Raw genomic sequence first — 18,949 nt, forward strand, 5'->3', positions numbered from 1 at the left:
GCGTCCCCGTGCCGGCCCGGGCACGGTCAGCCGGTCGGCGAGGAACCGGGACACCGGCAGCGACTGGGGCCGCCGCGGCGACGGCGGCAGCGCGTCGGCCAGCCAGTCCAGCGCGGGTACGTCGTCGGCGAGCCCGCGGTACCAGTGGTGCGGGTCGCCGCGCAGCTCGTGCGGGCCGACCTGGGCGTACACCCGGACGCGGCCGCCGGGCAGCGGGTAGACGAGCCGGAGTCCCGCGGGCTCCGGTAGGCGGTGAACGCCTCGGCCGCCGCGTCGGTGACGGCTTCGAAGGTGGCCAGGCGGTGGGGGTAGCCGTGGTGGCGCCCGGTGATCCTGGTGGCCTTGCGCAGTGCCGAAGACACACCGTCGGCCGCGACCGCGGGTCAGAACGTCATCCTCCACCTCCCGGCGGCGAACCGCGACGAGCGGGCGTTCCCCGGCGCGGCGGCGTCCGACATCCACCGCGCGGGCGCCGAGCACCTCGGCTTCGGCTTCGGACCCCACCAGTGCCTCGGGATGTCACTGGCCAGGGTGGAGATCCAGGTCGCGATCCGCACCGTGGCCGAGCGGATGCCGGCGCCGGCACTGGCGAAGCCGGTGGAGGACCTCCCGTTCCGGCACGAGATGTTCGGCTACGGCCTGCACGAGCTCCCGATCACCTGGTAGCCCGGAGAACAACGGCCACCGGGCGGGCCGCCACATCGAGGTAGACCCCTTCGAACGTGTCCAAAGTGGAGTCCAGGTCGTGGGCGGCGATCAGGTCGAGACTGGCCTGGCCCATCGCCGTCCGGGCCGGTGCGTCGGTCAGGACCGCGGTGAGCCGCGCGGCCAGTTCCGCGACGTCGCCGGGCGGGTAGAGCCAGCCGTTGCGTCCCGGCCGGACGAGGTGGGGCAGGGCCATCGCGTCCGCGGCCACCACCGGTTTGCCGGCGGCCATCGCCTCCATCGTCACCAGGCTCTGCAGCTCGGCGGTGCCCGGCATGCAGAACACCGCGCACCGCCGGTAGGCCCGGACCAGGTCCGCGTCCGGGACGAACCCGTGGAAGGTGACCCGGTCCGCGAGGCCCAGCCGCGCGGCGAGCGCCTCGAGCCGGGCGCGTTCGCTGCCGTCGCCGACGAGCTCGACCCGGACGTCCGGGGGCAACGCGACGGCGGCCTCCAGGAGCTCGTGGACGTTCTTTTCCGCGTCCAGCCGGCCCACGAAGAGGACGGCCGGTGCGACGGCCGGTTCGTCCGGCGGGCCGGCGTAGTGCGCGCGGTCGATCCCGCAGGAGATCGCCAGCACGGGCCGGTGCAGGCCGTGGTGTTCGAGCAGCCGGGCCGCGCGCGGGGTCGGCGTGGTGCAGACGGTGGCGCGGCCGAAGACCCGGACGAGGTCGCGCCACGCCAGCCGGGTGAGCGGGCGGTGGGTCCAGCGCGGCAACGGGCCGTAGTCGAGCAGGTTCTCCGGCATGAAGTGGTTGGTGGCCACCACGGGGACGCCGGCCGCGGTGGCGGCCCGGACCGCGCTGCGGCCGACCAGGAAGTGCGCCTGCGTGTGCACGACGTCGGGGTCGATCCCGGCGAGCAGCGCCGGTACGGCCGTGGCCGTCCGCCACGGCGGGCAGATCCGGAACGTCGGGTGGAACGGCGTGCGCACCGAACCCAGCCGGTGGACCGTCACCCCGGCCGTCGTCTCGGTGAACGTCTCGTTGCCGGGTGACGGGCAGAGGACGTGGACGTCGTGCCCGCGGGCGGCCAGCCCGGACGCCAGGCGGGCGGCGAAGTTCGCGGCGCCGTTGACGTCGGGCGGGTAGGTGTCCGCGGTGATCGCGATGCGCAGCGGTCCCTCGCGCCGGATCCGGCGTGCGGGCGCGGCGGGCGACGGCAGTTCGCGGACCAGGAGCACGAGCCCGGCCACGGCGACCACGCCGGGCACGGCCAGGACGGCGAGCTGCCCCGGAGTCAGTTCCCCGTAGGCGAAAACACCGATGAGGACCGCACTGAGCGGGTCGACGACGGTCGTCGCGCCGGCCACGATCGGCGCTGGTCCGCTCGCGTAGGCCTGGTGCAGCAGCCACGCCCCGGCCAGGGTCGCGGCCACGGCTTCGGCGATCACGAGGAGGGCGAACGGTGCGACGGCCGCCGCCCGGATCAGCGCGGAGGTGAACCCGAAGAGCACCGCCGTGCCGAGCGCGGACAGCAGCGACCGGGTCCGGCCGCGGGTGTACCGGGCGGCCGTGGCCAACCCGGCCGCGCCGAGCAGCGCCCACTGCGCGGTGCCGAGATCGGGGGCGCTCACGGCGGCGTTCGTGGCCGTGGCGGACCACGCGACGAACCCCGCGAGCCCGGCGACGCTCATCGCCAGCGCGGCGAGCACGGTCCGGGTGAGCGGGATGCGCGCCAGCAGGACCGTGAGCACCAGCGTGAGCACGCCGACCGGCTGCACGACGGCGAGCGGGGCCATGGTGAGCGCGAGGACGTGCAGCGCGGCACCCAGCCCGGCGAGCCCGATCCCGGCGTACCAGCCGGGGGTGCGCAGGACGGCCCGGATCCCGGACAGCCGGAGCTCGGGACCCGCGGCCGCCCCGCGGACGGCTCGGTGCTGGAGGTGGACGGTGCCGGCGAAGCAGCACGCGCCGGCGGCGGCGAGCCCGATGGCGAGGGTCAGCATGATTTCCTCCCGGAGCGCAGGACGGCGAGGGCCGGCTCGCCGAGCAGGACGAGGTAGCCGACGAACACGAGCCGCTCGGCGAGCCCTTGGAACAGCGGGCCGTCGAAGCCGCGCGACGGCGCGAGCAGCACCGGCAGCTGGCTGAGCAGGAAGACCGCGAGGGCGGCCCACGCCCAGCGGGTGTGCCGCCGCAGCCGGACGGCGAAGCCGCGGTGCGCCGGGTGGTTCGCGGCGCCCCGGGCGAGGAGCCCGGCCGCGGCGGGAAGGCTGACGAACAGCACCAGGCCCGCGAAGCGGTGGACTTCGGCGGAGAACGTCATCGGCGCGCCGGTCGGGATGGTGGGGAAGAAGGCGCAGAGCGTCAGCCCGGCACCCCAGCAGCCCGCCAGCGCGACGACGGGCCGCGTCACCGGCAGCCCGGCCCTGGCCAGGCCGACGACCAGGAAGCCGGTCCCGGTGGCCAGCGTCAGCACGCAGAAGGCGAACCCGGCAGCGGCGGGGGAGAGGGCGTAGTCGCTGATCACCTGCCGGACCGGATCGACGTCGGCGGCCTGGGTGACGTGCAGGACGAGCGCGGTGACCACGGACAGGCCGAAGCACGCGACCGCGGCGGTGGCCCAGGCGCGGGCGTTGCCTTGCGCCGGCGGCGCGGGACGGAGGGTTTCGACGGAGGACACGATTCGAACTTCGGGTCCGCGGATGAAAGAACCTTAAGAACCGCCGCTGGGCCGGTTAAGAATCGCGATCCGCCGGCAGCTGTACGCGGAGCCGGGCGCCGCCGTGGGGTGCCGCGTCGGCGGTCACCTTGCCGGCGTGTGTCGTGACGATCTGCGCGACGATGGCCAGTCCGAGGCCGGAGCCGGGCATGGAGCGGGCGGCGGTGGCCCGGTAGAAGCGCTCGAAGACCTTGGGTCGGTCCGGTTCGTCGATGCCCGGTCCTTCGTCGGTGACGGCCAGCTCGGCGTGTCCGTCCGATGTGGACAGATTGACCCGGACGGTCCCGCCCGGTGGACTCCATTTGGCGGCGTTGTCGAGCAGGTTCAGCACCACGCGGGACAGCCCGCCCGGCTGGCCGGTCAGGCTCGCGGGCGTGGCCGAGACGGCGAAGACGACCTGCGGCCAGCGGGCCCGGGCACGGATGACGGCGCTGTGGACCACGTCGGCCAGGTCCAGGGGCCCGAACGGCTCGGGGTCGGCGTTCTCCGCGGCCAGTTCCACCAGCTCGGTCGTCAGCGTGGTCAGCTCCTCCGCCTGCACCCCGAGATCGTGCAGCAGCCGGGCACGGTCCTCCGCCGAGAGCACCTTGCCGGAGCCGAGCTGCTGCTCGGCGTAGGTGAGCAGTTCGACGTTGGTGCGCAGGCTGGTCAGCGGGGTCCGCAGTTCGTGGCCGGCGTCCTGGACGAGCTGCTGCTGGGCGGCTTTCGACGCAGCGAGCGCGGTGAGCAGGTGGTTGACCGCGGTGGCGAGCCGGGCTATCTCGTCGCGGCCGGCCACCGGGATCGAGCTGTCCAGGTCCTGCGTCTCGGCCACCTTCTCGACGGCCCCGGTGAGCCGGTGGACCGGGCCCAGGCCCGCCCGCGCCACGCCCCAGCCGACCACGCCCGCGAGGGCGGCGCCGGCGAGCCCGATCCAGGTGAGCAGCACGCGGAGGTCGTCGAGCGTCCCTTCGATACCGATGACGCGGCCGGCGACCTGGACCGCGCCGCCGGGCCGGGGCGCGGTGCTCACCCGGTAGACCGTCTCGTCGCCCAACTCGGCGTCGTCGACGTCCTGGCCGCTCCCGCTCGCCGCGACGCGGACGGCGGGCGAGGTCACCGGCCCCAGCCACCCGGCGCCCGCGGTGGCGGACACGACGTGGCCGCCGCCGTCCAGGAACCGGACGACGACGGGCGGCGGCAACCCGGCCAGCCGCAGCAGCCGCCGGATTTCGGTGGGCAGGTCGTCGTCGGACCAGCTGCCCGGCAGCTGGTCGGCGCTGCGCAGGGTGCGCAGCGCTTCCTCGGGTGTCGCGGCCCGTGCCGCCTCGGCCGTGTCGGCGCGCAGCTGGCGGTCCAGGTTCTCGTACATCCGCGCGCGCATCAGCCACCAGCCCGCGAGGGACACGACGACGACGGCGAGCGCGACCCCGAGCGTGGAGAGGACCGCGACCCGCGTGCGCAGGGTGAGCCGGCGCCGGCCCAGGCCGCGCAGCAGCCTCACAGCGGGTCCTCGCGCAGGACGTAGCCGACGCCGCGGACGGTGTGCAGGAGCCGGCCGGCGCCGTCGGCTTCCAGCTTCTTGCGCAGGTAGCCGAGGTAGACGTCGAGGCTGTTGGAGCTGTTGCCGAAGTCGAAGCCCCAGACGTGTTCGAACAGGACGGACCGGGTCAGCACCTGCCGCGGGTGGCGCAGGAAGAGTTCGAGGATGGCGAACTCGGTTCGCGTCAGCCGCACCGGACGGCCCGCGCGCACGACTTCCCGCGTGGCCGGGTCGAGCGCGAGGTCGGCGAAGCGGAGGCCGGCCGGGGCCTCGGGGACGGCTTCGTACCGTGCGCGCCGCAGCAGCGCCCGCACCCGCGCGAGCAGTTCCTGCAGGGAGAACGGCTTGGCGAGGTAGTCGTCGGCGCCGGCGTCCAGGCCGGCGACCCGCGCGGTGACGTCGCCGCGGGCGGTGAGCATCAGCACCGGCACGAGGTTCCCGCCGGCCCGCAGCCGACGGCAGGTTTCCAGGCCGTCGAGCACCGGCATGGTGACGTCGAGGATGACCCCGTCGGGTTCGCGTTCCCGGATGACGTCGAGGGCGGCTTGGCCGTCCTTGGCGATTTCGACGGCATAGCCCTCGAACCGCAGGGTGCGCGACAGGGAGTCGCACACGGCGTCCTCGTCGTCGGCGATCACGATCAGCACCACGCCGATTGTCCGAGGCAGCGGGATCGGTGGCCAGGGATGGCTTTAAGAAACGGCTAAGAACCCGGGCGGCCCCCGCGGAGGGCGCGCCCCCGACGACGCGCCCTCCGCGGGCAGACCGCACGGCCGGGCGGTCCCGGTGGAGGGCGCGACCCCCAACGACGCGCCCGCCACCGGGTCGCCCCGGCATTCCCCCTCTTTCGCCGTGGCCCTAGGGTTCCGGACGCCGTCCTCGTTTCGTCCTCGCGCCGGCATTCGCCGCTTCACCTGCGCGTTCGGAGAACCGGCCGGATTTGACGACCAGGGGGTTGCGATGAGGTTCCGGATTCTCGGGACGCTGGAAGTGCAGGCGTACGGGAGCCGAATCACCCTGGCGAGCCCGCGGCAGCAACGCGCGCTCGCCGTCCTGCTGCTCAACGCGGGCACCGTCGTCCCGGTGGAGCGCATGATCGACGCGCTCTGGGAGGACGAGCCGCCGGTGACGGCCGTGAAGCAGGTCCGCAACTGCGTTTCCGCGTTGCGGGGCCGGCTCGGCGAAGCCGGCGCGATGATCGTCACCGACGGTCCCGGCTACCGGCTGCAGCTCGACCCCGGCGACCTCGACTCCCTCCGCTTCCGCCGGCATGTCGCGGCTGCCCGGGTACTCGCCGGGCAGGCCAAACTCGTCGACGCCGTCGAGGAAATCCGCGCCGCGCTCGCCCTGTGGCGCGGCCCGGCGCTCGACGGGCTGCGGACGACCACGCTCTCCGGCCGGGCCGCGCTGCTCGACGAACAGCGCGCCGAAGCCGTCGAACTCGGTGCCGAATGGCGGCTGCGGCTCGGCGAAACGGGGGAAGTCGTCCGCGAGCTGACCGAGTTCTGCGGCGAGCACCCGACCCGCGAGCTGTCCCACCTGCTCCTCATGCGCGCCCTCGCGAAAGAGGGCCGCTACGCCGAAGCCTCGACGCTGTTCCACGCCCTGCGCCGGCGGCTGGCCGACGAACTCGGCGTCGACCCGAACCCCGACCTGCGTCGGCTCCACGACCAGATCCTCGCCGAGGCCGCGCCCAGCGCCGAAGAGCCGGAGCCCGAGCCGGCGCCGGAAGTCCTCCCGCACCACCAGTTCGACCGGGCGGTCACCGAGCTGGCCGAAGCCGTCACCTGGCAGTGGCGCGCCGAAGCCGAGCTGCGCTCGCTGCACCGGCCGCAGCCGATCATGCTGCGCTGGTCGGCGGTCGCCCGCGCCGGAAAGCCCGCGCCGCGGGGCGACCTCGACGACATCGCGGCGACGTTCACCGCGTTGCCCGTGCGGCAGCTGGTCGTGCTCGGCGATCCCGGCTCCGGCAAGTCGGTGCTCGCCCTGATGCTGACGCTGGAGCTGCTGCGCACCCGCACCCCGGACGCGCCGGTCCCGGTCCTGCTGTCGCTGGCCTCGTGGGACCCGCGGCGGGAGCACCTCGACCGGTGGCTGGCGGCCCGGCTCGCCGAAAACCACCCGGCGCTGCTCACCGCCCGCGAGTACGGGACCGACGCCCCGACCCGGCTCGTCCTCGGCGGTCACGTCGTCCCGGTCCTCGACGGCCTCGACGAGATGCCGGCCGACCTGCGCGTCGTGGCGCTCGACGCACTGGACCAGACCGTGGGCGCCGGGCGTTCGCTGGTGCTGACCTGCCGCTCGGCCGAGTACGAGCAGGTCACGCGCGAGTCCGGCACGGTGCTGGCCGCCGCCACCGTGGTGCGGCTCGAGCCCGTCGCCCGGCAGGAGGCGATCACCTACCTGGCCGCGCGGCAGGGCGAAGACCGCTGGCTACCGGTCGCCGACCGGCTGCGGCGCGATCCGGACGCGGCACTGGCCCGGGTGCTGCGGACGCCGTTGATGGTCGACCTGGCGCGGATCGGCTACGGCCGTCCGCCCGCCGATCCCGCGGAGCTGCTCGCCGCCGGCGACGCCGGAGCCCTCGAAGGGCAGCTGCTCGACTCCTTCGTCCCCAACGCCTACGCGCAGGTGCCGCAGCCGCCGGGGCGGAACCCGAAGACGAGCCCGTCGGGGCGCTACACCGCGGAGCAGGCGACCCGCTGGCTCGGATTCCTGGCCCGGCACCTCGAACGCACACGCAGCCGGGACCTGGCCTGGTGGCAGCTGTACCGCGCGGTGCCGGCCGGCACCCGGTCGGGCCTGGTCGGCGTGCTGATCGCCTTGTTCTTCGTCGTCACCGGCTGGGTCGACGACGGCCCGGTGCTGGCGGCGATCTACGGCCTGTCGTTCGGGGGCGCCGCCTACCTGACGCACCGCTTCGGCCGTCCGCCGGAGCCGCTGCGCACGGAACTGCGCTTCGCCGGCGCGGCCGGGAAGTTCGCCGGCCGCTTCGCGATCGGGGCCGCGGTGGGCGTCCTGCTCGGCCTGGGCTGGTCGCTGGCGGCGGGCCTGGTCGTCTTCCTGGCGCTGGTGTTCGGCCTGGTGTTCGCGGTGCACGTGTGGCTGGCGGAACCGGTCGACGCCAGCCGCGTGGCGAGCCCCCGGACGATCCTGCGCAACGAGCGGACGGGCGCGATCGCGTTGTCCGTGTCGTTCCTGGTGTCCCTGGGGCTGTTCGACGGGATGGCGTTCGCGTTCACGGCGCAGACCCGGTTCCTCCCGGTGCTGGGCGGCCGCTACGACCTGGCACTGGCCATCGCCGGCGGGGTGGCGGGCGCGTCGTTCGGGTTCTTCATGGCCCGCGGCGTCGCGGCGGCGTGCTACGGCGTGGCGGGCGCACTGGCGGGCGGCCAGGTGTTCCCGGCGGCGACCGACCCGGTGGCCCCGGTCGTGGTCGGCGTGTGTTTTGGCATGGGCATCGGCTTGGCGGTCCTGGTGACCCGCGCGTGGGGCAACTACTTCGTCCACCACCTGTGGCTGGCGGCGACGGGCCGCCTGCCGTGGCGCTTGATGCACTTCCTCGACGACGCGCACCGGCGCGGGGTGCTGCGGCAGGCCGGGGGTGTCTACCAGTTCCGTCATGCGCGGGTGCAGGAGAGGCTGGCCGCCGTCACCGGCGACGACTGGCGTCGCGCGTCCGAGGCTCGTTGACAGCGACCAGGGATGCGCCCCAATGTGGCCTTGGTTGCGTCTGACGCACCGAAGGCCGCCTTGGGTGCGTGGGACGCACCGAAGGCCGCCTTGGGGCGCTTTCGGTGCGGAGCGCTTCCCGTCACACGACGGCGAGATCCTCCGGCGGCGCCCACAGCGGTACCCCGTCCACCCGCTCCGGAAGCAGCCAGTGCTGCCGCGCACCGACCTCCTCGGCCACCTCCAGGAACGCCCGGACGCTCGCCGGCGGCGCACCCTCCCGCCAGGCCAGCGACCACGGGTACACCGGCTGCAGCTCCTGCGGCCGGTAGGCCGGAATCCCCAGCTCGGCGTACCGGCGGGCGTAGCTGTCGAACTCGAGCAGGTAAGCGCTGTCCGGCGCCCGGGTCAGGGCGGCGTGGCACGTGTCGAACGTGCCCGGGTTGCCGAGCCAGCGCAGGGCCAGCCCGGTGTGCTGCTCCAACGAACTCAGGTACCGGCCGTGCACGTTGTACAGCGCCGTGCCCGGGGCGTCCGCGAACACCTCGAGGGGACGCTCGTGCACCGACACCGACGGGCGGCGCGGGTCGCCCGGGCGGCCGACCAGGCGGAACGGCTCCAGCCGCAGCAGCTTGTGCTGCCACCCGGCCGGATGCGCCGCCTTCAGCGCGCTCGTGACGCGGATGATCGCGACGTCCAGCTGGTCCTCGAGCAACGCCGTGAGCTGGCGGGCGCTGTCCATCTGGCTCTGGACGAGCCGGATGCCGGGGTGGGCGGTGTGGAACGCGTCCGCGACCACCCGGCCCGTGTCCAGCTCGAAGATGTGGGCGATCCGCAGGTGGTGCGGGGCGGGTTCGCGCAGCATCAGGTCCGCCGTCGCCAGGAGCTGCCGGGCCAGGTGCAGGAACCGGTCGCCGCGCGGGGTCAGGGCCACGTGGCGGCTGTCGCGGACCAGCAGGGCGCCGCCGACGTCGGTTTCGAGCTTGCGGATCTGCTTGGACAGCGTCGGCTGGCTGATGAACAGCTTGGCCGCCGCCCGGCCGAAGTGCAGTTCGTCGGCGACGGTGACGAAGTAGCGCACCAGCCTGAGATCGAGGTCCATGCGGGCCTTCCGCGCGAAGGGTCGGGTGCCGACGATGCCACCACGGCTATGGATCCCGGCGCAACAGGTCTTGGACGCGGTGGCCGCCGATCCGGTTGGCTTGGGGGACAACCGGACGAACTGGAGGATCCGATGGCCGACCCGGGCACCCCCGTCGTGTTCATCCACGGGCTGTGGCTGCACGCCACCTCGTGGACCCCCTGGATCGACCACTTCCGGGCGGCCGGGTACGCGCCCGTCGCGCCCGGCTGGCCGCACGAGCCGGAAACCGTCGAGCTGGCGCGGGCGAACCCGGACGCCGTCGCGGACATCGGCATCGACGACGCCACCGAGCACTTCGCGTCGATCATCGCCAGCCTCGACCGGCCGCCGGTGCTCATCGGGCACTCCTTCGGCGGCCTGATCACCGAGAAGCTGCTGGGGCAGGGAATCGGCCTGGCCGGCGTCGCCATCGATCCCGCGCAGATCAAGGGCGTCCTGCCGCTGCCGCTGGCGCAGTTGCGCGCAGGTCTGCCCGCACTGGGCAACCCCGCCAACCTCCACCGTTCGGTGTCGCTGACCGAGAAGGAGTTCCGGTTCGGCTTCGGCAACGCCCTGACCGACGACGAATCGGCGGAGCTGTACCGGCGCTGGACGATCCCGTCCCCGGCCCGGCCCCTGTTCCAGGCCGCGGCCGCGAACTTCGTCATGCACTCCCAGGCCGCGGTCGACACCCACCGCGCGGACCGTGGCCCGCTCCTGCTGATCTCCGGGACGGCCGACCACACCGTCCCGGACGTCGTCACCCGCTCGACCTTCAAGCAGTACCGGGATTCCACGGCGATCACCGAGCTGAAGCAGTTCGAGGGCCGCGGCCACTCGCTCACCGTCGACAGCGGCTGGCGCGAGGTCGCCGACGCCGTGCTCGGCTGGCTGCGCGAGCAGGGGATCTAGGCACGTGGACCTCGGACTGGACGGCGCGGTCGCCGTCGTCACCGGAGCCAGCCGGGGCATCGGACTGGCCGTCACCCAAGCCCTCGTCGCGGAAGGCGCCCACGTCGTGGCGGGCGCGCGCGTCCCGGGGCCGGACCTGGACGCCCTCGTCCAAGCGGGGAAGGTGCACGCACTCGCCGTCGACCTCGGTACCGCCGACGGCCCGGGCCGGCTGGCCGAGCTGGCCCTGGCCGAGTTCGGCCGCATCGACGTCCTGGTCAACAACGTCGGCGCCGTCACCCCGCGGCCGAACGGCTTCCTGCTGGTCACCGACGACGAGTGGACGCGGTCGGTGACGCTGAACCTGCTGAGCGCGGTCCGGGCCGCCCGGGCCGTGCTGCCGACGATGGTGACCGCGGGCCGGGGGAGCATCGTCACGGTCGCTTCGGTCAACGCGGTCCTGCCCGACCCGGGCGTGATCGACTACAGCGCGGCGAAAGCGGCGCTGGTCAACTTCACGAAGTCGCTGTCGAAGGAGTTCGGGCCCCGCGGCATCCGCGCCAACGCGATCAACCCGGGCCCGGTCGCGACGGACCTGTGGCTCGGTGCCGGCGGCGTGGCCGAAACGCTCGCGGCGACGACGGGTGCGAATCCGGAGGCGGTCGCCGAGGAGGCGGCCGGGCACGTCGTCACCGGCCGGTTCACCCGGCCCGCGGAGGTGGCGAACCTGGTGGCGTTCCTGGCCGGTGACCGGGTGGCGGGCAACATCACCGGCGCGACATTCGCCATCGACGGGGGTTATGCGACGGAAACTCACTGAATCCGGATCCGGATTGAGTAGCGTCCCGGTCGAGTTGAGTAATGCCGATCCCTCAAGTGATCTCCGTGTGTGCCGACAATGGAGCGTGCGGACGAGAGGGGTCGAGGGAACCGTGCTGAAAAAATCCCAGGTGAGGGAAGTTGCGCGCCTGTTCATCGAGGGCGTGGAATCGATGGACGTGCTCACGGACACCCAGCAGCGGCTGGTGGATCTGGTGAAAGAGCACCTCGGTGGCGTCGCCGAAACCGCCACGAAAGATCCGGACGGCGAAGAAACGCTCTCCGCGGAACTGGCGGTCCGGGTCGGCGCCGACGCCGAATTCGCGCGGGGCCTCGCCGAGTTGCTGCGTGAATACCGGCCGCAAGACGTCGACCAGAAGGCGAAGGCACGTGACGGGGATGCCGTCGTGCTGAACGGCAACGGCACCGTGGTGACGCGGTCCTGGTTCACCCGGATCAAGAAGGTCGTCTCCCGGAACAAGAAACTGTCGCTGGTGTTCCTGAGCATCACCGTCACGTGCGGGGGAACCGTGTTCCTGCTGGCCCCGCACGACGACGGCGGCACCGCGACCACGCGGCCGGAGCCGGGCCGCGTCACGTCGGCCCGGTCGACCGTCCCGTCGCCGCCACCGAGCTCCGTCCCGGTCCTGCCCACCGAAGACCTGCCCGCCCTTCCGCCACCCGGCACCGGTGACGACGGGGGCCGGGCACCGGAGGGCGCGCGCCCTCCGGCGACCGGTGGCCGGGTGACAACCGGGCAGGTCCCGGTCACCACCACGCCGAGAACCGGTGCCACGACAGCGCAACCGCGGCTCGCGACGACCACGGACCTGGCGAAAGGGCTGCCGGGGACGGCGGTCAACTTTTACGGTACCGGCTACACCGCCTGCCCCGCCGAGGGCAGCCGCAAGGTCGACGTGCTCTGGGACGGGTACGGCACCGGGAACACCGTCACCGCCGAGCCCGACGGCCGGTTCGCCGTGCGGTTCACCGTTCCGGAGTCCGCCGGCCCCGGCGCGCACTACCTCTACGGCCGGTGCGTCGACGGCGGCGAGTGGTCCCGGAGCACGTTCACCGTCACCCCGCCGCTGGAGGTGACGACCACGCCGGCCCGCGGCCGCGCGGGCAGCTCCGTGCAGGTGCACGGCGCGCAGTATGGCGGTTGTCCCGACTACGGCGACCGGAGCGTCAACGTTCTCTGGGACGGCGCGGCGATCGGAACCGCGGTGCCGATCCGGGCGGACGGCACGTTCACCGCGACCATCACCGTTCCCGCGGCCATGGGCGACCATTACGTCTACGGGCAATGCCGGGACGGCGGCCAATGGGCCAGGACGATATTCACGGTCGGCCCGTAGCCGATTGACCGTGAACGCGATTCCCGGAGTCGCTATGCTGGCTGGTCGTGAGCAGCCCGTGGCCGTTCGTCGGCAGAAGTGACGAGCTCCGGCAGATCGAAAACGCGATGCGGGAACGGGACGGCGTCGTTCTCGTCGGTGATGCGGGAGTGGGAAAAACACGGCTGGCCTACGAAGCGGTCGGCGCCGTCGACACCCGCCGGACGCTGGGACTGTGGTTTCCGGCGACGGCGGCCATGACGTCGATCCCGTTCGGAGCGCTCGCCCAGAGCCTGCCGTCCGTGCCGGAGAGCGTCAGCCCGGCGGAACTGCTCCGTCGGATCGCGGACGCGCTGACCAGCCGGGCGGGTGCCCGCCGTCTGGTGCTCGGGATCGACGACGCGCACTTGCTCGACGAGCTCTCCGCCGCACTGGTCCACCAGCTCGCCCAGGCGGGGCGGGCGTTCGTGCTGGTGACCGTCCGGGCCGGGGAAAGTGTCCCGCCGGCGATCACCGCGCTGTGGAAGGAGGACCGGGCCGCCCGGCTGGAAATCCGGGCCATGATGCACGAAGACGTCCGGGAGGTCCTGGCCGCGGTGCTCGACGGCCCGGTCGACGGCGTGACCAGCCGGCGGATGTTCGAGCACACCCGCGGCAACATGCTGCTGCTGCGGGAACTGGTGAACGCCGGCCGCGAAAGCGGCGCGCTCACCGAGATCGCGGGCGTGTGGCAGTGGACGGGGCCGTGGGTGGTGGCGCCCCGGCTCGCCGAGCTCATCGCCGAGCGGATCGGCAGGCTGGAACCGGACGAGCAGGAGGTCCTCGAGCTCGTCGCCTACGGCGAACCCGTCGGCGCCGACATCCTGGTCGGGCTGACCAGCCAGCGGGCCGTGCTGGCGGCGGAGTCGAAGAACCTGCTGTGGACCCGGCAGGACGGGCGGCGCGTCGACGTGCGAGCCGGGCACCCGCTCTACAGCGAGGTGATCCGCGCGCGGCTGCCGCCGCTGCGGGCCCGCGTCGTCCGGCAGAAGCTCGCCGACGCGGTCGCCGCCACCGGAGCCCGGCGGCGTGACGACTGGATCCGGATCGCGATCTGGCGGCTGGACGCGTCCCTGCCGATCGAGCCGGACGTGCTCACCGCCGCGGCCCGCCAGGCGTTCGCCGCGCTCGAACTCCCCCTCGCGGAGCGGCTCTCCCGCGCGGCACTCGACGCAGGAGCGGGCGTCGCCGGGGGCGAGGTGCTGTGGCGGATCCTCTTCCTCACCGGGCGGCCCGCCGAGGCCGAGGCCGTCATGGCGCAGGTGGCCGGGGCGACGATGTCCGACGCCCAGCGCGGCGACTGGGCGGTCGGCCGGGCCTACAACTTCTTCTGGGGCCTGCACCGGATCGACGCCGCGCACGAGGTGCTGCGGGAAACCCGGGCGGTGATCGGCGACCGAGCGTGGCAGGATGAGATCGACTTCCTGCACTGCGTGTTCGACCTGCTCTCCGGGCAGCCGCGGAAGTCGTTGGAGGCGACCACGCGCCTCGCCACTCGGCCGGACCTCAACCCGCGGGTCGGTGCGCAGCGGCTGCTGTCCGAGGGCATGGCGCTGGTCCAGCTGGGTCGCGCGGCCGAGGCCGCGCAGCGGCTCGACGACCTCGAGGACAAGCTGGCGCTGTGCGCGCAGATCCCCTGGGTCCAGGAGTCGCGGGCGTTGTACCGGTGCTACACCGACCTGTTCGCCGGGCGGCTGGACGAGGCGGGGACGCGTGCCGCGGAGTTCTACGCGCACGCGGTCGACACCCAGTGGGATTTCCCGCTCACCCTTTCCTGCGGCGCCTTGGCGCAGGTCGCGCGCCTGCGCGGCCGGGTCCGCACCGCGGCGAGCTGGGCCCGGGAGGGCCGCGCACTCGCCGCCAAGCAGGTGTCGGCGATGTTCCGGGCCCACGTGATCGGGGAGGCGGCTCACGCCGAGGCCCTCGCGGGAAACCCGGCGGCCGCCGCCGAAGCGCTGGCGCAGGCGGACGAGCTCCGGTCACCCGCCGAAGGACTCCTGCAGCCGTGGACCGAGCTGGCGCGGCCGTGGGTGGCGGCCGCGGCCGGCGACACCGAGCGCGCGGGCGAGCTGGCCCTGTCTGCCGCCGGGTTCTGCCACGCACAGGGTGCGCCCGTGTTCGAAGCGTTCGCCCTGCACGACGCCGCCCGCGTCGGGCGCCCCGGCGACGCCGCGGAGCGCCTGCACGAGCTGGCCGCGGACAGCGAAAGCGAGTTCCCGCGCGTCTTCGCCGACCACGTCGCCGCGATGCTCGGGCCGGACCCCGCGGCGCTCGCCGAGGTCGGGCAGCGGTTCGCCGATCTGGGTGCCGACCTGCTCGCCGCCGAGGCCTGCGCCCAGGCGGCGCGGGCGTTCCGCGCGGCGGGCGAACTCGGGACCGGTCGTCGGCTCCACACCCAGGCGATGCTGACGCTGAGCGGCTGCGAAGTGGCGACGACCCCGCTGGTCGCGGAGATCACCCGGCTGCAGCTGACCGCCCGCGAACGCGAGGTCGCGCGGCTCGCCGCCGAAGGACTTTCCAATCAGGACATCGCGGACCGGCTGGTGCTCTCCGTGCGGACGGTCGGCAACCACCTCTACCGGCTGTACCCGAAGCTCGGGATCACCGACCGGTCCGGGCTCACCGGGTTGTCGTTCCCCCAGGGACCGGATTGCTGATGTCGCCGGGCCGGGCAGGTGGCCGCGCCGGCGCTCGGCCAGGGCTTCCGCGAAGTGGGCTTCGGAGGTCAACCCCGCGGGGGCTGCCATGGAAGTGGGCCCGGCCTACTGCGGGGAATCCCTACAATTGAACCGGCCCGCGCCCACCCCTATGCTCGCCGGCATGCCCGCTTCCTCGTCCGATCGGCCGCAGGCGCTGCTGCGCTGGCCCACGTACGTGATGGGCCAGCTGCACCGCAGCGGCGCCGGCCGGATCGACGCGGCGCTGGCCGGCCACGGGGTCGCCCTGCGCGACTACTACGTCCTGGTCTGCATCGGCGAGTCCGGCCCGCTGTCGCAGCAGCGCGTCGCCGACCGGCTCGGCCTCGACCGCAGCGACCTGGTGAAGGTGCTCGACCGGCTGGAGGCCGCGGGCTGGGTGTCGCGTGAGCGCGACACCGAGGACCGCCGCTGGCACGTCCTCACCCTCACGGAGGACGGCCACGCCACGGTCGGCAAGGTCGAGGAGGTCTCCAGCGCGGTGACCGGCGACCTGCTCGCCCGGCTCAACCCAGGAGAGCGGCGGACGTTGCACCGGCTGCTGCTGAAGGCCTTCGGGGAACCCTCCGCCTAACCCCCCGGATGAGGGTGGTCTTGCCGGTCGATCTTGGCTAGCGTGAGCCCAGCGAGTCTGCACGCGAGGGGGAAGCAGAAGTTGCCGGTAGTTCGACCTGCCGTGGGGTCGGCCGCCCCGGACGGCGAGGTTCGGGCGCGAGCGCCGCCGAGCCGCCGCCTCGTGTCGTCGTCGTCCTCATTCCGAACCACCGAACCACCAGTAGGGGGAACCCATGCGAAGATCCCGTATTCCATTCCTCGCCGCCGTCGTCTGTGCCGGGGCGGTCCTCGTCCCCTCGTCGGCCGACGCCCTCGCCGGCGGGCAGCCGGTCGCCGACGGGGCCGACCGGTTCGCCGTCAAGATCACCACGGACACCGCGGCCTGTTCCGGCGCCCTGATCGCTCCACAGTGGATAGTCACGGCGGCGGCCTGCTTCCCCGGCGCCACCGCGCAGCCGGCCGCACCCGCGAAGCCGACCACCGTCTACGCCGGGCAGGCCGACCTGCGCTCGGCGAACGGCCAGAACCTCCGGGTGTCCACAGTGGTCGCCCGCGCCGACCGCGACGTGGCGCTGGCGAAGCTGACCCACCCGGTCGCCGACGTCACTCCGCTGCGGGTCGGGAGCCGGGTACCCGCCGCGGAGACCGTGCGGATCACCGGGTACGGCCGCACGGCCACCGAATGGGTGCCGAACCGGCTGACGACCGCGTCCTTCTCCCTCGGCGCCGTCACGCCGACGACGGTCGCGGTGACGAGCCCGGCCGGCCAGGACCCCTGCCTCGGCGACGCCGGCGGGCCGCTGCTGCGCACGGACACCGGTGGCGGGCTCGAGCTCGCCGGCGTCCTGAGCCGGTCGTGGCAGCACGGTTGCCTTTCGGTGACCGAGACGCGCCAGGGCGCGGTCGCCGCCCGCACCGACGACCTCGCGGGCTGGATCGCCGACCAGGTCACGCCGCGGGCCGTCCGGTTCGTCAACCACAACTCGAAGCGCTGCCTGGTCGTGCGGGGCGCGGACACCGGCAACGACGCGCCGGCGTTCCAGTTCGACTGCCCGGCCGCCTACGCCGACCAGGCGTGGGACATCGAACCGCAGGCCGCGGGCGGTGTGCTGCTACGCAACCAGGCCACGAAGAAGTGCCTGATCGTCCACGCGGGCGAGGACGCCAACGGCGCACCGCTGCGGCAGTACGAGTGCCTGCCGCAGTTCGGCGACCAGCTGTGGGACATCGTCGGAGTCGACGGCGGCGTCCAGCTGAAGAACCGGGGGACCGGGCGCTGCGCGGTCGTGTTCGGCTCGAACAACACCAACGGGGCCCCCGCCGCCGAGTACGACTGCCTTCCGCAGTTCTCGGACCAGGTCTGGGAAATCGCCCCGGTGCCGGACCCGGTCCAGGTCGTCAACCGCTCCTCGGGCCGCTGCCTGATCGTGCACGGGGCGAACAACGTCGACGACGCGCCGGCGTTCCAGTACGACTGCCTGCCCCAGTTCCAGGACCAGGCGTGGGAGGTCGACCCGCAGGCGTCGGGTGGGGTGCTGGTGCGTAACCACTACACGAAGAAGTGCCTGATCGTCCACGGGGCGAACAATGTCAACGGCGCGCCGCTGCTGCAGTACGAGTGCCTGCCGCAGTTCACCGACCAGCTGTGGGACATCGTCGCGGCCGACGGGCACGTCCAGCTGAAGAACCGGGCGACGGGCCGGTGCGCCGGAGTGCCGAACCCGGGCAACGACGCCGCCCCCGCGCAGTACGACTGCGCCCCGCAGTCCGCTGACCGGGTCTGGGACATCCTCCCGTACCCGGCGACCGGATAACCGTTCCAGCCCGGTCACCAGAATGTCGTGAGTGGTAATTCGGGTTAGAACCCGAATTACCACTCACGACCGGCCGCGGCACAGGTCAGCGGGCCGTCAGTGCCTCGTCAGCGTTCGCCGCGATTCTTGGCTGGTCCGAGAACCGGTGGCGAACCCCGATGGGAGTTGACGGCGCGATGACTTCGCTGGTTGCGGTGTCCACCTACGTGCCGACGACCGTTCCGATCGAAGCGCTGCAGGACGAGCTCGGCCTCGATACCGGGCAGGTGCGCCGGTTCCGGCGGATGTACGGCCTCGACGAGGTCTGCCGCTCGGACGAGTCCGAAGCGGACATGGTGCTCGGTGCGGTCAGCAAGCTCGATTCCCTGCGTGGCCGGGAAGAGCGCGTCCGCTACGTCGTCCGCGCCAAGACGATGCCTGCCTCGAACCCGTACCCCGTCGATCCCATGGTCGACGTGCGGGAGGTGCTCGGGCTCACCCACGCGACCCTGTTCACCCTCACCGACCACGCCTGCGCCTCCGGGCTGCTCGCCGTCGACCTGTGCGGCACGCTGCTGGCCGCCGACGGCGATCCCGACGCGCTCGCCCTCGTCCTCACCGGCGAGAAGGCGTTCACCCACTCCGCGCAGGTCATCCCCGACACCGCGATCATGGGCGAGGCCACCGCCGCGGTGCTCGTCGGCCCGGGCGAGGACTCCGACACCCTGCTCGGCTACGCCACCACCACGCTCGGCGGCCCGGGTGGCGAAGTCATCCTCGACGACGACCAAGCCGCGGAGTTCCGGCAGATCTACCCCGGCGCGGTCGCCGACGTCGCGCGCGAGGCCGTGGCGGCGGCCGGGCTGACCGTCGACGACATCGACCTGGTGCTGCCGCACAACGTCAACAAGATCTCCTGGGTCCGCGCGAGCGCGGCGCTGGGCATTCCGCGCTCCAAGATCTTCCTGCAGAACGTCGGGGTGACCGGGCACTGCTTCTGCGCCGACCCGTTTCTCAACTACCACGCCGCGAACGGCCTCGGGCTCATCGCGCCCGGCGCCCGCTACCTGATGATTTCCGTCGGCCTGGGGTCGACGTTCTCCGCCATGGTCTTCCGGAAATGAGGAGCGCTG

14 protein-coding genes are annotated in these 18,949 nt (G+C 73.3%); 9 read left to right on the top strand and 5 right to left on the bottom strand.

Annotation, left to right across the window (positions count from 1 at the left end; translation table 11 throughout):
- The first annotated feature begins 327 nt into the window (after window positions 1-327).
- Window positions 328-666: a cytochrome P450 gene (locus tag ACLJQF_RS00255; protein WP_410606136.1), complete on the top strand. Its 339-nt coding sequence runs from the start codon at window positions 328-330 to the stop codon at window positions 664-666.
- Here the strand turns inward: ACLJQF_RS00255 and ACLJQF_RS00260 are convergent.
- The 4 genes from ACLJQF_RS00260 to ACLJQF_RS00275 are packed head-to-tail and all read right to left on the bottom strand — an operon-like array spanning window position 656 to window position 5,538.
- Window positions 656-2,653: a glycosyltransferase gene (locus ACLJQF_RS00260; protein WP_410606137.1), complete on the bottom strand. Its 1,998-nt coding sequence runs from the start codon at window positions 2,651-2,653 to the stop codon at window positions 656-658. The two genes, ACLJQF_RS00255 and ACLJQF_RS00260, sit on opposite strands and share 11 nt — an antisense overlap.
- A complete protein-coding gene (locus ACLJQF_RS00265; RefSeq protein ID WP_410606138.1) occupies window positions 2,647-3,330 on the bottom strand; it encodes a DUF998 domain-containing protein in 684 nt (227 codons plus the stop codon). Before ACLJQF_RS00265 ends, ACLJQF_RS00260 begins: the two co-directional genes overlap by 7 nt.
- Window positions 3,331-3,385: 55 nt before the next feature.
- Entirely contained in the window at window positions 3,386-4,852 is a 1,467-nt protein-coding gene (locus ACLJQF_RS00270) for a sensor histidine kinase (RefSeq protein WP_410606139.1), read from the bottom strand.
- Complete coding sequence (locus ACLJQF_RS00275; RefSeq protein WP_410606140.1) at window positions 4,849-5,538, bottom strand: response regulator transcription factor; 690 nt, start codon at window positions 5,536-5,538, stop codon at window positions 4,849-4,851. Before ACLJQF_RS00275 ends, ACLJQF_RS00270 begins: the two co-directional genes overlap by 4 nt.
- A 313-nt stretch (window positions 5,539-5,851) precedes the next feature.
- Between ACLJQF_RS00275 and ACLJQF_RS00280 the strand changes: the two genes are divergently transcribed.
- Window positions 5,852-8,584, top strand: a complete 2,733-nt coding sequence (locus tag ACLJQF_RS00280) for a BTAD domain-containing putative transcriptional regulator (RefSeq protein ID WP_410606141.1) — start codon at window positions 5,852-5,854, stop codon at window positions 8,582-8,584.
- A gap of 121 nt (window positions 8,585-8,705) precedes the next feature.
- On the opposite strand, the gene ACLJQF_RS00285 is transcribed toward ACLJQF_RS00280, so the two are convergent.
- A complete protein-coding gene (locus tag ACLJQF_RS00285; RefSeq protein WP_410606142.1) occupies window positions 8,706-9,665 on the bottom strand; it encodes a LysR family transcriptional regulator in 960 nt (319 codons plus the stop codon).
- A gap of 132 nt (window positions 9,666-9,797) precedes the next feature.
- Here ACLJQF_RS00285 and ACLJQF_RS00290 point away from each other — a divergent pair, with 132 nt between their 5' ends.
- The 7 genes from ACLJQF_RS00290 to ACLJQF_RS00320 all read left to right on the top strand — a co-directional run bounded on the left by ACLJQF_RS00290 (window position 9,798) and on the right by ACLJQF_RS00320 (window position 18,940).
- Entirely contained in the window at window positions 9,798-10,598 is an 801-nt protein-coding gene (locus tag ACLJQF_RS00290; RefSeq protein ID WP_410606143.1) for an alpha/beta hydrolase, read from the top strand.
- 4 nt (window positions 10,599-10,602) lie between these two features.
- Window positions 10,603-11,397 (top strand): SDR family NAD(P)-dependent oxidoreductase, encoded by a 795-nt coding sequence (locus ACLJQF_RS00295; protein WP_410606144.1) that lies wholly within the window; start codon window positions 10,603-10,605, stop codon window positions 11,395-11,397.
- Window positions 11,398-11,527: 130 nt separating this feature from the next.
- Window positions 11,528-12,754 (top strand): hypothetical protein, encoded by a 1,227-nt coding sequence (locus ACLJQF_RS00300; RefSeq protein WP_410606145.1) that lies wholly within the window; start codon window positions 11,528-11,530, stop codon window positions 12,752-12,754.
- A gap of 47 nt (window positions 12,755-12,801) precedes the next feature.
- Window positions 12,802-15,429, top strand: a complete 2,628-nt coding sequence (locus ACLJQF_RS00305) for a LuxR C-terminal-related transcriptional regulator (RefSeq protein WP_410606146.1) — start codon at window positions 12,802-12,804, stop codon at window positions 15,427-15,429.
- A gap of 163 nt (window positions 15,430-15,592) precedes the next feature.
- Window positions 15,593-16,042: a MarR family winged helix-turn-helix transcriptional regulator gene (locus ACLJQF_RS00310; protein WP_410606147.1), complete on the top strand. Its 450-nt coding sequence runs from the start codon at window positions 15,593-15,595 to the stop codon at window positions 16,040-16,042.
- Between the two features lie 214 nt (window positions 16,043-16,256).
- Window positions 16,257-17,837: an RICIN domain-containing protein gene (locus ACLJQF_RS00315; protein WP_410606148.1), complete on the top strand. Its 1,581-nt coding sequence runs from the start codon at window positions 16,257-16,259 to the stop codon at window positions 17,835-17,837.
- Between the two features lie 176 nt (window positions 17,838-18,013).
- On the top strand, window positions 18,014-18,940 hold the full coding sequence (locus ACLJQF_RS00320; protein ID WP_410606149.1) for a 3-oxoacyl-[acyl-carrier-protein] synthase III C-terminal domain-containing protein: 927 nt from the start codon (window positions 18,014-18,016) through the stop codon (window positions 18,938-18,940).
- Window positions 18,941-18,949: the final 9 nt, after the last annotated feature.

Origin of the sequence: Amycolatopsis sp. lyj-109 (assembly GCF_046548995.1) — a bacterium.
In the GTDB taxonomy this organism is placed as follows: Bacteria; Actinomycetota; Actinomycetes; order Mycobacteriales; family Pseudonocardiaceae; genus Amycolatopsis.

What these genes read in the sequence shown, in the direction of transcription:
- ACLJQF_RS00260 (WP_410606137.1), bottom strand. Translation starts at nt 2,653, where the DNA reads ATGCTGACCCTCGCCATCGGGCTCGCCGCCGCCGGCGCGTGCTGCTTC.
- ACLJQF_RS00280 (WP_410606141.1), top strand. Translation starts at nt 5,852, where the DNA reads ATGAGGTTCCGGATTCTCGGGACGCTGGAAGTGCAGGCGTACGGGAGC.
- ACLJQF_RS00285 (WP_410606142.1), bottom strand. Translation starts at nt 9,665, where the DNA reads ATGGACCTCGATCTCAGGCTGGTGCGCTACTTCGTCACCGTCGCCGAC.
- ACLJQF_RS00290 (WP_410606143.1), top strand. Translation starts at nt 9,798, where the DNA reads ATGGCCGACCCGGGCACCCCCGTCGTGTTCATCCACGGGCTGTGGCTG.
- ACLJQF_RS00310 (WP_410606147.1), top strand. Translation starts at nt 15,593, where the DNA reads ATGCCCGCTTCCTCGTCCGATCGGCCGCAGGCGCTGCTGCGCTGGCCC.
- ACLJQF_RS00315 (WP_410606148.1), top strand. Translation starts at nt 16,257, where the DNA reads ATGCGAAGATCCCGTATTCCATTCCTCGCCGCCGTCGTCTGTGCCGGG.
- ACLJQF_RS00320 (WP_410606149.1), top strand. Translation starts at nt 18,014, where the DNA reads ATGACTTCGCTGGTTGCGGTGTCCACCTACGTGCCGACGACCGTTCCG.